Origin of the sequence: Povalibacter sp. (genome assembly GCF_036520495.1) — a bacterium.
Lineage (GTDB): Bacteria > Pseudomonadota > Gammaproteobacteria > Steroidobacterales > Steroidobacteraceae > Steroidobacter.
Genome location: NZ_DATDJO010000026.1, coordinates 1 through 15,495, shown reverse-complemented (window position 1 = coordinate 15,495; position 15,495 = coordinate 1). Strand labels below are relative to the sequence as shown.

The following is a 15,495-nucleotide window of genomic DNA, read 5'->3' as shown; positions in this document are numbered from 1 at the left end:
AGCCCGGTTCTTGTGGGTCCGGCTTCCCCGTAGGATTCCCGTTGGTCACAGCCCAATGGCACTGGCTTAAGGAAGATCTGATTAATTCCGTTCGTGCTGAGATGGTCGAAGCACCTCCCGAGAATAGTGCGCCTGTTCCAACACTGTAGCGTTCACCCTTCGATGGGTGAACCATTCCCTGCGGTCACGGTGTTCAGGGCGAACGGGGAATAAATCAGAGGTTCCTTAAGTCAGGGCCACTGGGCTTTACCGGACTCTGAAATACAGAGGTTCGACCATGAAACAGCTTCTTCGCGAACCCCTGCTGCACTTCCTGATCCTCGGCGCCGCTCTCTTTGCCGCTTACGGGTGGCTGAATGGCGGACTCCCCGACACCGGGAGCGAGATCGTCGTATCCCGCGGACAGATGCACAGCCTGCAGGCGCAGTTCGAGCGTGTGTGGCAGCGGACACCCACGCCGGGGGAGTTGCAAGGGCTGGTCGACAATTGGGTGCGCGAGGAGATTTTCTATCGCGAGGGCGTCGTGATGGGGCTCGATCGCGACGATCCGGTCGTACGTCGCAGGATTGCGCAGAAGGTCGAGTTCATCGTGGACGGTGCGACGCCGGCAGCGCCGACTCCAGCGCAGCTGCAGAGCTGGCTCGATGCACACCCGGAAAAGTACGCGATCGGTGCCAGCTATTCGCTGCGTCAGATTTATTTCGATCCCACACGTCACGGTGAGTCGACCGAGACAACGATCTCGACTGTACGCACGACGCTCGAGAAGGGCGGATCGACTGTGGGCGACTCGACGATGTTGCCTGCAACGCTGCAGGGATCGGCCAGCGAACTAGCACGCATCTTCGGCAGCGATTTCGAACGGGCACTACGAGCATTACCCATCGGAGGCTGGCAAGGACCGGTGCGTTCCGGATTCGGATTGCACCTGGTGCAGCTGAGTTTCCGCGAGGACGGACGGCAGGCCAGGCTCGATGAGGTCCGCGAGTCTGTCGAGCGTGACCTGGTGCACGCGAGAGCCGAAGAAGAGGCTGCGGTCTTTTACGCGCGTCTGCGCAGCAACTACAGCGTACGTGTCGAGGGTGCGGCCGCAGACGCGGAGCCGTCAGGTTGATCATGCGCACATCGCTGCTTCGGAATCACGCGGTGCGCTGGCTGTGGGCCTGCCTGCTGTGCTGGGCCGCATTCGCGGCACACGCCGACGTCTTTCGTCCTGCGTATCTCGAATTGCGTGAAGCGGGAGGTGATCGCTACGACGTGACGTGGAAGGTGCCTGCGCAGGGCGACCTGCGACTTGCGGTGCAGGTCCGCTTTCCCGAGGACACGCAGCAGCTGACTCGGCCGCAGGGCCTGTTCGCCGGCAACGCATTCGTCGAGCGTTGGCAGATCTCTCGCCACGGTGGACTCGCCGGAGCCACTGTGGGTGTCGATGGCATCGCTGGCGGCGTGACCGACGTCATCGTTCGTGTCGAGCGTCTCGATGGCACGAGTCAGACGGAGCGGCTGTTGCCGCAGAGCCCCCAGTTCGTCGTCAAGCAGAAAACAGGCACTGCGGAAGTCGCCTGGTCCTATCTCGTACTCGGCGTCGAACATATTCTCGGCGGCATCGACCACCTGCTCTTCGTGCTGGCGCTGCTGCTGATCGTGCGGGGGGCGAAGCGAATCTTCGCGACCGTTACGGCGTTCACTGTCGCGCACAGCATCACGCTGGTGGCCGCAACGCTGGGGTGGGTGCATGTGCCGGGACCGCCGGTCGAAGCAATGATCGCCCTGAGCATCGTGTTCGTCGCGTCAGAGATCGTTCACGGGCTGCATGGCAAGTCCGGGCTGACTGCGCGTGCGCCATGGGTGGTGGCATTCACGTTCGGCCTGCTGCACGGGTTTGGCTTTGCCGGTGCATTGGCCGAAGTCGGGCTGCCGCAGCAGGCGATACCTATGGCGCTGGTTACCTTCAACGTCGGCGTCGAACTGGGTCAGCTCATCTTCGTGGTCTTGGCGGTAGCCGTACGGGCGGGGCTCGCGCGATTACCTGTGTCGCGTCGCGGGTGGATGCCGTATGTGACTCCGTATGCCATCGGCACGATTGCCATGTTCTGGGTGATTGAGCGGGTGGGGGAGTTCCTCTGAGCGTCCCGGAACATCACGGCAGAACGTTCTTGCCAGTGAGCATGGCGATACCCAGCCGGCGCGCAGCGAACATGTTCCATGGTTTTCCGCAGAAACTTGCGTCCCTGCGCTGCATGGCGCGCGTGGACATTTCAGTACAGTCGAGGAGGCCGGGGTTCATTGGCGGGGCGTGGCGATCAAGGTCTGTCGATGTCCAGCGCAGTAGCGTCCGCACATGCACAGCTTGACGACTGCCGGGCAACGGATTTAAAGCTCGCACCGTGATGAATGACACTGACCTCCAGCACCTCGCCATCAAAGTGGGCGCTCATCTGCTCGACGCCGAGCGTCGGCTCGTGACTGCCGAGTCGTGCAGTGGCGGCTGGATCGGCAAGGCGCTCACGGACGTCCCGGGTAGTTCGGCGTTCTATCTCGGCGGTGTGATTTCCTACAGCAACACGCTCAAGCAAAGCCTGCTGGGAGTGCTGCCGTCGACGTTGACGAAACACGGCGCTGTCAGCGAGGCGGCCGTTCGCGAAATGGCCATCGGCGCGCTGGAAACGCTGGGTGGCCATATCGCCGTCGCGGTGACTGGTATCGCAGGCCCTGACGGTGCGCAACCGGGCAAGCCGGTGGGAACTGTGTGGTTTGCATGGGCCTGGCGGCAGGGTGATGAAATAGAAACCCGCATCGCGATGGAAGCTTTCAATGGCGATCGCGAGGCGGTTCGGCGGCAAACCGTTGGCCGGGCACTCGGAGAAATTCTCAGTCTTGATGCCTGAGTCGCAGCACCGGTTGTTTTTCGCGCTGTGGCCTGCGGACGATCTGCGGGCACGGATCGAGCGCGATACCCGCGCATTCGTGGCGCAGGCCGGCGGCAGGCCGATTCCGGCCGCGAACTTTCACATCACGCTGGTGTTCATCGGCGACGTGCCGGCGGCCCAGATCGAGGCCGCACGCATTGCAGCGGGAGCAGTCACGGCACGCTCATTCAGCCTGTCGCTGGACATGCTGGAATCCTGGACCGGCGCCGATGTGCTCGTGTACAGCGGCGAATACCCGCCGCCAGCACTCGGTACGCTGATTGATCGTTTGCGGATCAGTCTGTTGCAGCAGCATTTCAAACTGCAGCGTCAGACCTTCAAGCCCCACGTGACGCTCGTGAGAAAACTGCCGCGCCGGTTACCGAAACAACCACTGCCGCGACTGGAATGGCCGGTGAATGACTTTGTGCTGGTCGAGTCGCAGGCAGAGGAGTCGGGCTCGGTCTACAAGGTGATCGGGCGCTGGCCGCTTGCCTGAATCTGCCGGATCCATTACTGTACAAATACACAGTTTTGCGCAATTCGCCGCGAGCCGGTCCGACGTAGAATCGTCTCGCATCGTTGGCGGAACGTCCCACAGCACCGGAACTCATCAAATGGAAGAAAACCGTAAAAAGGCGCTTGTCGCCGCCCTGGGCCAGATCGAAAAGCAGTTCGGCAAGGGGTCGGTCATGCGCCTGGGTGATGCCAGCGCGTCCTACGACGTGGAAGTCGTGTCGACGGGATCGCTGGGGCTGGATATCGCGCTCGGCGTGGGTGGCTTGCCGCGCGGCCGCATCATCGAAATCTACGGACCGGAGTCGTCCGGTAAGACGACGCTGACTCTGCAGGTGATCGCCGAGGCGCAGCGCGTCGGCGGCACGGCAGCCTTCGTCGACGCCGAACATGCGCTGGATCCTTCCTATGCCGGCAAGCTCGGCGTCAATATCCAGGAATTGCTGGTGTCGCAGCCCGACACGGGCGAGCAGGCGCTCGAGATCACGGACATGCTGGTCCGCTCGGGAGCTGTCGATATCATCGTGGTCGACTCGGTGGCCGCCCTGACGCCCAAGGCCGAAATCGAAGGCGAGATGGGCGATTCGCACATGGGCCTGCAGGCCCGACTGATGTCGCAGGCGCTGCGCAAGCTGACCGGCAACATCAAGCGCTCCAACACCATCGTCATCTTCATCAACCAGATCCGTATGAAGATCGGCGTGATGTTCGGCAACCCCGAAACCACCACGGGCGGTAACGCACTCAAGTTCTATGCCTCGGTGCGACTCGATATTCGCCGCATCGGCGCGATCAAGAACGGCGAGGAAGTGGTGGGTAACCAGACCCGCGTCAAGGTGGTGAAGAACAAGGTCGCCCCGCCATTCCGCGAGGCGGAGTTCGAAATCATGTACGGCGCCGGCATCTCCCGTAACGGCGAGTTGATCGATATCGGCGTCGCCAACGGTCTGGTGGAGAAATCCGGCTCCTGGTACAGCTACAACGGCGAGCGGATCGGCCAGGGTAAGGAAAACGCCCGCAACTTCCTGGAGCAGCACCCGGACATCGCCAAGCATATCGATGCCAAGTTGCGCGAGAAGCTGCTGCCCGCCAAGGGTGGCGAGGCCGTGAAGGACGAGGCGGCTGTCTAAGGCGTAGTTGCGAGTATTCCGTTCGCCCTGAGCATGGTCGAAGGGCGAGTTGCGCTTGGTAAGGAAGCACGGCTACGTGAAGCAGGCTTCCTGAACAGAGAAACCAGAGCCGATGTTTCCTCGCTCCGGCGGCAACAGATTTCGCGGTGGTGCGGATCCGGACAACGAGCCGGACGAGAAGTCGCTCCAGAAACTGGCTGAAGCCACGGCGGTCCGGCTGCTGGCCCGTCGTGAGCACTCGATCGAAGAGCTGCGACGCAAGCTGACGGCCAGGAGTTATCCCGACGCGGTGATCGACTTCGTCGTCACCAGGCTCGCGGCCAAACGACTCGTCAGTGATGACCGGTTCACCAGCAGTTTCGTGCATCACCATGCCCAGCGAGGGCAGGGCCCGGTACGGATTCGCGCCGAACTGAGGCAGCAGGGCATCGCGGACGAAGCGATTGAATCTGCACTGGAAAGCGCCGAGATCGACTGGATCGCGCAGGCCCAGACCGTCCGCCGCCGGAAGTTCGGCGGCTCCCTGCCGGGGAGTCTCCCCGAGCGTGCAAAGCAGGCGCGCTTCCTTCAATATCGCGGCTTTAGCGCAGACCAGATCCGGGCCGCCCTGAAAGCAGATGTCTCCGTCATGGACGAGGACGACGGGCTGGATCCGGACGCGGACCTTTAGCCCACATTCAAGCTTTCCGTATGACGACCCCGAAGCGCCTTTCAAGCGCCGCCCTGCGTGCGCTGTTCCTGCAATTCTTTCGCGAAAACGGCCATCAGGTCGTCGCCTCCAGCTCGCTGGTGCCGGGCAATGATCCGACATTGCTGTTCACCAATGCGGGCATGGTCCAGTTCAAGGATGTGTTTCTCGGCAAGGACAAGCGCAGCTACAGCCGGGCCACCAGCTCGCAGCGCTGCGTTCGTGCCGGCGGCAAGCACAACGATCTCGAGAACGTCGGCTATACCGCCCGTCATCACACGTTCTTCGAAATGCTGGGCAACTTCAGCTTTGGCGACTACTTCAAGAAGGATGCAATCCTCTTCGCCTGGGAATTCGTGACGGGTAAGGACTGGTTGGGTATCGATCCGCAGCGTCTGATGGTGACGGTCTATCACACGGACGATGAGGCGTTCGACATCTGGCACAAGCAGGCCGGCGTGCCGATCGATCGCATCGTCCGGATCGGCGACAAGCCGGGCGGCGATTCCGACGACGCCGCGAAGTCCCCGTCGGGGGATAACTTCTGGCAGATGGGCGAAACCGGTCCGTGCGGTCCCTGCACCGAGATTTTCTACGATCACGGTGAGCATATTCCGGGCGGCCCTCCTGGCTCGCCCGATGCCGACGGCGATCGCTGGATCGAAATCTGGAATCTCGTCTTCATGCAGTTCGATCGTTCTGCCGACGGCGTGCTCGAGCCACTGCCGAAGCCGTCAGTCGATACCGGCATGGGGCTCGAACGTACGGCTGCGGTCATGCAGGGCGTTCACTCGAACTACGAGATCGATCTCTTCGTCAATCTCATCAAGGCGGCAGCGAAGGCGACGAACACGGCCGATCTGGCGGCGAGTTCGTTGCGCGTGATCGCCGATCACATTCGCGCCTGCTCGTTCCTGATCGCTGACGGCGTGCTGCCGTCGAACGAAGGGCGCGGCTACGTCCTGCGTCGGATCATCCGCCGCGCCATCCGGCACGGCTACAAGCTCGGTCAGACACAGCCGTTCTTCTACACGCTGGTTGCCGCGCTGGAAGAGGAGATGGGCGAGGCGTTCCCCGAATTGCACACACAGCGCGCGCACGTCGAGCGTGTGCTGAAGCAGGAAGAGGAAAGGTTCGCGCAGACCATCGCGCAAGGCATGGCGTTGCTGGAAAACGCCATCGCCGGACTCAAGGGCAAGGAGATCCCGGGCGAGACCGTGTTCAAGCTCTACGACACCTTTGGTTTCCCCAGCGATCTGACGGCGGATGTCGCGCGCGAGCGCGGTCTGACGATCGACGAGGCCGGGTTCGATGCGGCCATGGATGCGCAGCGCAAGCTGGCGCAGGCATCGAGCAAGTTCGGCGTCGATCTGCGCAGCAACGTCTCGCTAGAGGGCAAGACGAATTTCAGTGGTTATGACTCGCTCGCTGACACCGGCAAGATCGTCGCACTGCTGCGGGGCGCGGAACGGGTGCAGGTCCTGCGTGCCGGTGAAGAAGGCCAGGTCATTCTCGATCGCACGCCCTTTTATGCGGAAAGCGGCGGCCAGGTCGGTGATCGCGGCGTCCTCGTGACTGCTGGCGGCCAATTCTCCGTGACGGACACGCTGAAGCTCGGAGCGTCATTTGCACACATCGGTACGCTGACGTCGGGCGAGTTGAAGGTGGGCGACAGCGTCGAGGCACAGGTCGATGAGGTCCATCGTCGTGCCACGATGCTCAATCACACCGCGACGCATCTGATGCACGCCGCTCTGCGCAAGGTGCTTGGCACGCACGTTACACAGAAGGGATCGCTGGTGACGGCCGACCGCTTGCGCTTCGATTTCTCGCACTATGCCGCCGTCACGCCGGCTGAGTTGCGCGAGGTCGAGCGACTGGTCAATGCGGAAATCCGCGCCAACACCGCCGCCGAAACCAAGCTGATGCAGTACGACGCGGCCGTCGCCTCCGGCGCGATGGCGCTGTTCGGCGAAAAATACGATGACGAGGTGCGTGTGCTGCGCATCGGCGATTTCTCGACCGAGCTGTGCGGCGGCACTCACGTCAGCCGCGCCGGCGATATCGGGCTCTTCAAGATCACGAGCGAGAGTGGCGTAGCTGCCGGCATTCGCCGTATCGAGGCCGTGACAGGGCAGGGCGCGCTGGATTGGGTGGCGCAGACGGATCAGGTCCTGCGAGATCTGGCGGCGCTCGTCAAAGGCAGCCGCGAGGATGTCGAAGACAAGGTGCGCCAGCTCATTGAGCGCAGTCGCAAGCTCGAAAAAGAAGTTGCGGGTCTCAAGCACAAGCTGACGAGCGGCCAGAGCAAGGACTTGTCAGCGACAGCGGTGGACGTTGCTGGCATCAAGATCGTGGCCACACGTGTCGATGGAGCCGACGCGGCGACGCTGCGCACTGCGCTGGATCAGTTGAAAGACAAACTGAAATCCGCCGCCATCGTTCTCGCCTCAGTTCAGGAGGACGACAAGGTCGTCGTCATCGCCGGTGTCACGAGCGATCAGACATCGCGGATCAAGGCTGGCGATCTTGTGAATGTGGTCGCGCAGAAAATCGGCGGGCGCGGCGGCGGTCGGGCTGACATGGCGCAGGCGGGTGGCAATGACCCATCGCGGCTCGATGAAGCGCTTGCTGCGGTTGTGCCATGGGTCGAGTCCGTCGTGCGTGGTTGATCTGCTGCAATCGCATAACTTCTCTGATTGCATGGCAATCGAGAGCTCACTGGATTATGTCGGCGCACATACTCCAGCGTGCATGAATCATGCGTTCGCGTGAGGGTCGTATTCAGCCTGCGAACTGCGTTTATGCGCGAAATAAAAAACTTTGTAAGAATGTGTTCCGGCTGTGAGGGAATTTTCGATATTCAGGGAAATCCCGATCCCCATTCGAAAAGTCGTGGCCTACTCTGACTTCACGGTGAAAGGTAGCCAGCGAGCTTTTCGACGGCAGTGACTCTCGCTGCCGGGCAAGCAGACTTCGATCACTCGGCTTTGAAAGCAAGGAGCTAACCATGTTGATCCTGACACGGCGCGTCGGTGAGACCGTGATGATCGGTAACGATGTCACAGTGACCGTTCTTGGCGTCAAGGGCAATCAAGTCCGCGTAGGCGTGAACGCGCCGAAGGAAGTTGCCGTACATCGCGAAGAGATCTACGAGCGTATCAAGCGCGAAGAGGAAGCTGCGGGCGGTGCCCAGCATCCATCTGCCGGCGTGGGTTCCTGACCGATTTTCGAACCACCCGCGGAGCGGCGCGAACCGCTCCGTGGGTGACGGGTTTCTGAAGCTTCTTCTTCGCTTTCCTTCCCTTCAGTATTTACGTCCCCCCTTTCGGCCAGTATTCTTGCCGGCCTTCGCGGATAGGCTTGGTGAGTCGATTTGCGAATGAGCGAGTACGGAGAGATGGCCGAGTGGTCGAAGGCGCGCCCCTGCTAAGGGCGTATAGGGTAAAACCTATCGAGGGTTCGAATCCCTCTCTCTCCGCCAGACCCGGGTGACGTGACTTCCAGCTGGCCGAAAGCCGTTCATGTTGGTAGGATGCGCGCCCCCGCAGTGCCGATATGAATGTGAGTGGCTAATAACCCTCGCTCTTTCAATCGGTTGCCGCGAAATGAACCGGCTGGCAGCGCCGGTTTCAGGACAATGAATTCGTCGCTGCATCGTTTTCTGTGCGCCCGTAGCTCAGTTGGATAGAGCGTCTGGCTACGAACCAGAAGGTCGGGAGTTCGAATCTCTCCGGGCGCACCACAAACAAAAAGGGCCAGCTGTCGTCAGCTGGCCCTTTTTTGTTTGTGTTCCTTCTCCGGAGAGATTGGGAGCTCCCGATCGCCGTATGCGGCGACCGAGGGAGTTCGACAAATCGCGGCCGCGATTTGCACGCCTGAGTGTCGCGTTTCAGGAGCGATGCTCAGGCGGCCCCGACGGGGCGAGCAAGAAACGTCGCTAGTAATCTCTCCGGGCGCACCACTTAATCAAGCACTTACGACTCCTCCAGGTAGACGTAGCCAGAAGGTTGCGGGACTTTTGCGGGACTTCGAGCAGGCCTTCTCCGCCGCTTCGATCAACTTTCCGATCTCTGCACGTGAGTAGTGAGTGGTGATGCGACCACTGCGATGGCCGAGCAGATCCTGACGGTCCTCGAAGGACACTCCGGCTGCTCGCAACCGCCTGCCGAAGGTGTGTTTCAGGTCGTGCACACGAACCTTTCTGAACCCTTCGGGTGCCGCTGCATCCTGCCGCTTAGCCCACGCCGTTGCCGCGCGCTCCCGCGCCGACTTCCATGCCGTGTTGTACATCTTGGTCACCGGCTCAGCTTTCGCCTTCTTACCGCGCACTCTCACGAACACGTGGGTCGAGTGAAGACCGCGCATGCTCTCGATGACGCCCTTTGCGACGCTGTTGAGCACGACCAATCGGTCGTCACCATTCTTCACTCCCTCTCCTGGAATGATGAAGACTGACGTGTTCAGTCCCGGAACCTTCACTTCGTAGTCCCAGCGGAGATTGCAGACCTCCTGTTCTCTGCATCCGGTATTTACTTTGAAGAGTGCCATCCTAGCGAGATGCTCCGGCAGTTCCTTGAGCAGCACTGCCTGCTCTTCCTGCGAAAGCGGATAGGGCGTACGAGCATCCTTGATCGGAAACAGCTTGATCCTCGTTGCTGCTTCCAACCAGGTAAGGCCTCGTTCGTCCATCCACTCGTAGGCGGCCAAGTTCACGATTCTCCGAACCACGGCCAACGCAGCGTTGACCGTCTTGGTCTTCACGCCACTTGATCGTCGATGCTCGATGAACGGCTGCAGCGAACCCATGTGCACTTGCTGAAGCTCGAGTTCGCCAATGAACGGATCGAGTTGCTTCAAGTGCATGGCATCGTCGGCGATGCTCTTCTTGTGTGTGTTCTCTGCGAGGAACTTGGTTGCGGCCGTACGGAACGAGCGACGAGGGCGCACGCCATGCAGCTGCGCTTCGCGAATCTGAACTATTCGCTTGGCGAGATGCTCTTGCGCTTGCGCGACGTTGCTTGTTCCAGTGCTTTCGCAAATGCGGACGCCTCGGTACAGCTTGTCGATATGCCAGACCCCACCACGACTGGTGAGACCTGACGGTCTTTGGTTTCCCATGGCTTTCCCCTTTCAGATTGAGCCGCGGGACGCCCGTTGCGCCGTTTATATTCGTCCGCCCAGGTGTCGAGGTCAATCCGATCGAATGCGATGCCGTGTTCCCCGATAGGAATCGCAAGGAAGTGCGGCCTCACGACTTCATTGAAGCGGTTCTTGTCCATGCCCAAATATGCGGCAGCATCCTTGAGCCGGATAAAACGCGGAATGATTTCCATGTGACCGCGCCGCCTCCGGTCCGTGCTTCTCGGGACGAAATATCAGTGGTGGAGACTCTGAGCTATTCCGTCAATCTGGGGTGCTCGCGTTTCGGTGGTATTTCTAGATGAAACTCTGATGTGTTCTCCTCAGCTGGTCCCGTCCCTTATTACTTACCTCGCGACGCCACGCCAACCGGCGTGAGTGCTAGGTCACGCGCGTTCTTGATGCCTATGTGCTGCCGCAACAGCGCGTTCGCGAAACCGCGATTCCGAGCACGCTCAGGGTCAAAAGATCGGCAGGCGGACGCAGGTCGTGATCGTAGTCGGTGCCGTGCTCCTTGATCTTTTTCGTGTGCTGAAGGATCTGCGACAATTGCGGGCCACGGCCTACGGAGCGCGCGCTCAGCGTCCCCGTAGAGGCTGCAGGTAGGTTGCACATAGCAGAGCCTTGGCTTCGGAGTCTAGCGATGGGCCCGTCCGCGTTGAGTCCCGATTTCGTTTCAACCGTTACGAAGCGTCTGTGGTCCGCGAGGCCACCGACTGTCTTCAAGTTACTGTAGATAACGGGAATGATGGCGCCGTCTTCCTCGACGTAAGTCAGATGGTTGGGGAACGCCCGTATGTCCGAAGGGCTCAGCGTCGCAAACTTGCAGAATTCTGATCGGATGTCGGATCTCCAGCGGGGGGTGGCCGGCATCAGGCGGAACACGCATGTAAGAGCCGGAGGGATCCGATGGTAGGGTGACAAGATTTGAACCTGCGGCCCTACGCGTCCCGAGGGAGTTACAGAAGGCAACGAGTTAGATGACCGTGAGAAGACATAGAGGGACACGAAGTTCCCCGGGATTTCGCCGGTCAATAGTCGGCTCATTTCTTGGCCACACGTCATCTGATTTCCCGGAGCGCTCGGGCCGCGCGCCATTTTCGCCAAGATGCCCAACTGCTTCTGCTGTCACAAGTCACCGGTCACTTCCTAAATAGAAAAGCCTTCCTTCACGAGGGGTAGCGTCCGTACCCGATGCCTCGTAGCGGCGTAGATCGCGTTGCAGATTGCAGGGGCGACAGGTGGAAGCGCCGGTTCACCCACGCCGGTTGGTGAAAAGTCACTCTGGATGAAGTGCACATCGACCTGCGGCGCATTCGCAATGCGTAGGAGCGGATAGTCGTGAAAGTTTGTTTCCTTGATTCGGCCGTTCTCGATCGAGACCGCCTGGCCCATGGCAGCGCTGAAGCCGTCGATTACCGAACCTTCCACCTGGCTTTCCGCACCGCTCATGTTGACTACCAGGCCAATATCACCCGCAACTGTCACGCGATGCACGGTCAGCCTGCGATTCGCATCAATGCTGACCTCTGCGACTTCCGCGAAGTGACCCGCGTGGCTGAAGTGGAACGCAAGACCGAGACCGTGGCCTTTCGGCATCTTCCTGCCCCAACCCGCCTTCTCCGCTGCTAGTTTGATCACGGCTGCGGCGCGGCCTGTGTTCAACGCGAACTCATTCTTCGGCGCGAGCCAGCGCGGTTCGCCCATAAGTTCGAGCAAGAACTCTAGATGGTCCCGATTGCCCAGAATCGAGCATTCATGCAGGAATGACTGAATTGCAAACGCCAGTGCACAGGATCGTGGCGCCCGCCACGCACCCGTGGGCGTCGAAATCAGCAGTTTGGATTGCGTTACGCGCACGTTCGGTACTAACGGTACTGGAAATTCATCAGTGCCGAAGCTGGCGCCGATGGCCGGTTGCTGACCGTCGTGAGTGAACGTGATGAAGTGGTCCTGCCAGGCGACGAGTTTGCCGTCCGCATCGACACCTGCTTTGAAAGCGTGAAAGCCGCCAACGCGATAGAAATCGTGCTGCATGTCGTCTTCGCGCGTCCAGGTGAGTTTAATCGGGACGCCTGCCTGTCTCGAGATCCATGCCGCTTCACACATGTAGTCGTTCATCAGCCGACGGCCAAAACCCCCGCCGACCCGCGTCTGGTGAACCGTGACTTTCTCGACCGGTACACCAAGGACATCGGAGATCAACTGAAGCGCTCCATCCGGTCTTTGCGTCGGCGCCCATAACTCGACCGCACCGTCCTTGAATGACGCCGTACAATTCTGCGGCTCCAGCGTTGCATGTGAAAGAAAGGGATAGGCATAGAATGCTTCGGCGATCTTCGCATCGGCGATCGCGTTGTCGAAGTCACCGACGGATTCTAGGGTCTCGGTACCTTGCTGCTGCGCAAGCTTCTTCGCGTCCTCGACCGACTTTGTCCAGCTATCTTTCGACGCTTGGGATTCGTCCCACGTTACCTTGAGCCTGCGCTTAGCGCTCATTGCATTCCAAGTCGAATTCGCAAGAATCGCGACGCCTGAGGCGACTTCAGTCGGCTTGCCTGTACCTTTAACGACGAACGCATTCGTCACGCCAGGCAGCTTTTTTATTACATCGAGATTGGCTTCAATAACTTTGCCACCTACTGCCGGGCATCTCTCGAACACGGCGTACTGCATTCCCGGCAGCACCTGATCAATGCCGAACAGCGGCTGACCGGTGACGATCTTGTCGTTGTCGACACCGGTGACGCGCGTGCCGAGTAGTTTGAAGTCCTTGCGGTTCTTGAGCGTCAGCGTTTTTGCGTCCGGAATCGGCAGGCCAGCGGCCTTGGTTGAAAGCTCGCCATAGCTCAGGCGACGATTCGACGCCTTGTGTAAAACCGTGCTGTTTTCAGTCGTGCATTCGTTCTCGGTCACGCCCCATTCCTTCGCGGCGGCGGTGACAAGCAGTGCGCGGCCTGTGGCGCCGGCGCGCCGCAACTGATCCCATCCCATTGGAATCGACCGCGAGCCGCCCGCGCTCTGTCGACCGAACACGGACGGATTGATCGCCGCCTGCTCGACGCGAACCTTGGACCAGTCCGCGTCGAGCTCTTCAGCGATGATCATTGGAAACGACGTCTTAATGCCCTGACCGATTTCTGGGGCTTTTGAGTAGATGACGATCGTTCCATCCGGAGCGATGCGCAGAAATGCATTCGGCGCGAAGCCTGTCGAATTGCCGTTCGCCAGTGCAGTCGCGTGATTGCCCAGGTAGAGCGCAAGGACCAGGCCGCCGCCAGCAAGCCCCGAAAGTTTGAGAAACGAGCGACGGTCGATGCCCGCGGCGGATGGTGCTGATGCAACTTCCGCGAATCCCAGCATGTTCGCTTCGGCGGATGTGGCGAGTCGAATTTCGTTCATGGGGTGCCTCACTCGTGTGCTTGCTTTGCCGCTGCATGGATGGCCTTGCGAATGCGTGGATAGGTTCCGCAACGACAGAGATTGCCGCTCATTGCGCTATCGATGTCCGCGTCGGTGGGGTTTGGTGTCTGCTTCAACAGCGCGGCGGCTGACATGAGCTGGCCCGCCTGACAGTAACCGCATTGGGCAACGTCATGCTCGATCCAAGCTGATTGCAATGCGTGGAGTTGTCCGTCGGAGCCGGCGAGGCCTTCGATCGTCGTCACCATCTGGCCGACAGCTGCGACCGCGGGCACGGAGCAGGAGCGCACCGGTATTCCATTTAAATGCACGGTACAGGCGCCGCACTGCGCGATGCCGCATCCGTACTTCGTGCCAACTAGCCCGAGACTATCGCGCAAAACCCATAACAGTGGGGTGGATTCATCAACATCGTTAACCACGCGTTCTTTGCCGTTGATGTTTAGGCGCATGAGGACTGTGATGCCTTGAGTGGGGTAGGGGTCAACGGATTCTTCCACACCGACAACCGACTAACAATGTGGCGCCTGCATTACGACATTCGCTAAGACGTCTTTAAATGTAACTGCGAAACGATGGCTCGAATCCTTCGGCCAGTGAATTTTCTCTGCAGCACTCTGCGCCATCGCAGAGTTGGCCGGTCTTCGCCGCTGGATTTTTTTTTGGCGGGTTCGCTGTGCTCATACGTTTCAACGTACAGAAGCCAGCGTATTGATGTGCTCGTTCCAATCGGGCGCGCGGACGTGAGTTATCGCGGTCGCATAAAACTATAAACCTCTGCAGTTACACAGGAAGGCCCGCTTCATGCGAATTCGATCCTTACCGTTGCACGCGCCCGTTCTGATATTGCACACCGCCGGTGCGCTGTTGATGGCAGCTCCTGCAGGGGCGGCAGAGTCTGCTTCGGCGGCATCCAGTGCTGACGAAGATTCGCGGTTGATAGCAGAAATTACAGTCACTGCACGCAAGCGAGAGGAGCGATTGCAAGATATCCCGTTGGCGATCTCGGCGTTCTCGCAGGAGCAGATCCAGGAAGCGGGATTTCGCGACTTGGGGGACCTGGCCCTGCAGACACCTGGCATGGCGTTCAATCCGCGCAGCGGTGGCGTGCGCGCCGGGCGCGTCGATTCACGCATCCGTCTGCGCGGAGTCACCTCCGACTCGCACCTGGATCACCTGCAACCGACGTCGCTGTTCATCGATGGCATCTTCGTGCTCGGCACCGCCAACTCCATCGGCCTGCAGGACCTGGAGCGTGTGGAAGTCATCAAAGGCCCGCAGTCTGCCTTCTTCGGCCGCAATACCTTCGCAGGCGCAATCAATTTCATCACCCGCAACCCCGATCTGTACGAGTTCCGTACGGAGCTGGATATGTCGGCGGCCAGCTATGAGAAGTACGACGTGAGCGCCTTGCACTCCGGGCCGCTCATTCCAGGAAAGCTCGCCTACCAGGTCAACACCCGCGCGTATCGACGCGGCAGCGAGTGGACCGCCACCGATGGCGGGGAGCTGGGTGTGGAGTCTTCCAACTTCTTCTCCGGGGTACTGTATGCCGAGCCGATCGAGAATCTCTCGATGAAGTTCCGTGCGTACTTTCAACGCGACGACGATGGTCCACCGGCTGCCGGCATGATCCGCAGTCGCGACATCGACACCTGTTCGGGCAAGACCTTCACGCGTCTGGATG

The 15,495-nt window shown here is 60.2% G+C and carries 13 protein-coding genes and 2 tRNA genes; 11 read left to right on the top strand and 4 right to left on the bottom strand.

Annotated features, from left to right (window positions below):
• Positions 1-277 precede the first annotated feature (277 nt).
• The 10 genes from VIZ63_RS09035 to VIZ63_RS08990 all read left to right on the top strand — a co-directional run bounded on the left by VIZ63_RS09035 (position 278) and on the right by VIZ63_RS08990 (position 8,988).
• Positions 278-1,114, top strand: coding sequence for a peptidyl-prolyl cis-trans isomerase (locus VIZ63_RS09035; RefSeq protein ID WP_331609237.1), 837 nt, complete (start codon positions 278-280; stop codon positions 1,112-1,114).
• Between the two features lie 2 nt (positions 1,115-1,116).
• Positions 1,117-2,127, top strand: a complete 1,011-nt coding sequence (locus VIZ63_RS09030) for a HupE/UreJ family protein (protein WP_331609236.1) — start codon at positions 1,117-1,119, stop codon at positions 2,125-2,127.
• Positions 2,128-2,390: 263 nt separating this feature from the next.
• Positions 2,391-2,888 carry a nicotinamide-nucleotide amidohydrolase family protein gene (locus VIZ63_RS09025; RefSeq protein ID WP_331609235.1) on the top strand — a complete coding sequence of 166 codons (498 nt, stop codon included), beginning with the start codon at positions 2,391-2,393 and terminating at the stop codon, positions 2,886-2,888.
• Complete coding sequence (gene thpR, locus VIZ63_RS09020) at positions 2,881-3,408, top strand: RNA 2',3'-cyclic phosphodiesterase (RefSeq protein ID WP_331609234.1); 528 nt, start codon at positions 2,881-2,883, stop codon at positions 3,406-3,408. Before VIZ63_RS09025 ends, thpR begins: the two co-directional genes overlap by 8 nt.
• 118 nt (positions 3,409-3,526) lie before the next feature.
• Complete coding sequence (gene recA, locus VIZ63_RS09015) at positions 3,527-4,555, top strand: recombinase RecA (protein WP_331609233.1); 1,029 nt, start codon at positions 3,527-3,529, stop codon at positions 4,553-4,555.
• Positions 4,556-4,667: 112 nt separating this feature from the next.
• Positions 4,668-5,225 (top strand): regulatory protein RecX, encoded by a 558-nt coding sequence (locus VIZ63_RS09010; RefSeq protein ID WP_331609232.1) that lies wholly within the window; start codon positions 4,668-4,670, stop codon positions 5,223-5,225.
• A gap of 20 nt (positions 5,226-5,245) precedes the next feature.
• Positions 5,246-7,915 carry an alanine--tRNA ligase gene (gene alaS / locus VIZ63_RS09005; protein WP_331609231.1) on the top strand — a complete coding sequence of 890 codons (2,670 nt, stop codon included), beginning with the start codon at positions 5,246-5,248 and terminating at the stop codon, positions 7,913-7,915.
• A 338-nt stretch (positions 7,916-8,253) separates the two neighbouring features.
• The gene (gene csrA, locus VIZ63_RS09000; protein ID WP_331609230.1) at positions 8,254-8,466 is read left to right on the top strand and encodes a carbon storage regulator CsrA; all 213 of its coding nucleotides are present in this window, start codon (positions 8,254-8,256) and stop codon (positions 8,464-8,466) included.
• Between the two features lie 171 nt (positions 8,467-8,637).
• Positions 8,638-8,727, top strand: a tRNA-Ser gene (locus tag VIZ63_RS08995).
• A 184-nt stretch (positions 8,728-8,911) separates the two neighbouring features.
• Positions 8,912-8,988: transfer RNA gene (locus VIZ63_RS08990), tRNA-Arg, on the top strand.
• Between the two features lie 224 nt (positions 8,989-9,212).
• Here the strand turns inward: VIZ63_RS08990 and VIZ63_RS08985 are convergent.
• The 4 genes from VIZ63_RS08985 to VIZ63_RS08970 form a co-directional block, all read right to left on the bottom strand.
• On the bottom strand, positions 9,213-10,103 hold the full coding sequence (locus tag VIZ63_RS08985) for a tyrosine-type recombinase/integrase (protein ID WP_331609229.1): 891 nt from the start codon (positions 10,101-10,103) through the stop codon (positions 9,213-9,215).
• A 119-nt stretch (positions 10,104-10,222) separates the two neighbouring features.
• A complete protein-coding gene (locus VIZ63_RS08980; RefSeq protein ID WP_331609228.1) occupies positions 10,223-10,579 on the bottom strand; it encodes a hypothetical protein in 357 nt (118 codons plus the stop codon).
• 955 nt (positions 10,580-11,534) lie between these two features.
• Entirely contained in the window at positions 11,535-13,787 is a 2,253-nt protein-coding gene (locus VIZ63_RS08975) for a xanthine dehydrogenase family protein molybdopterin-binding subunit (protein WP_331609227.1), read from the bottom strand.
• A gap of 8 nt (positions 13,788-13,795) precedes the next feature.
• Positions 13,796-14,260, bottom strand: coding sequence for a (2Fe-2S)-binding protein (locus VIZ63_RS08970; protein WP_349261158.1), 465 nt, complete (start codon positions 14,258-14,260; stop codon positions 13,796-13,798).
• A 529-nt stretch (positions 14,261-14,789) separates the two neighbouring features.
• Here VIZ63_RS08970 and VIZ63_RS08965 point away from each other — a divergent pair.
• Positions 14,790-15,495 (top strand): TonB-dependent receptor plug domain-containing protein (locus tag VIZ63_RS08965; RefSeq protein ID WP_331609225.1); only part of this gene is annotated, 706 nt, incomplete at its 3' end.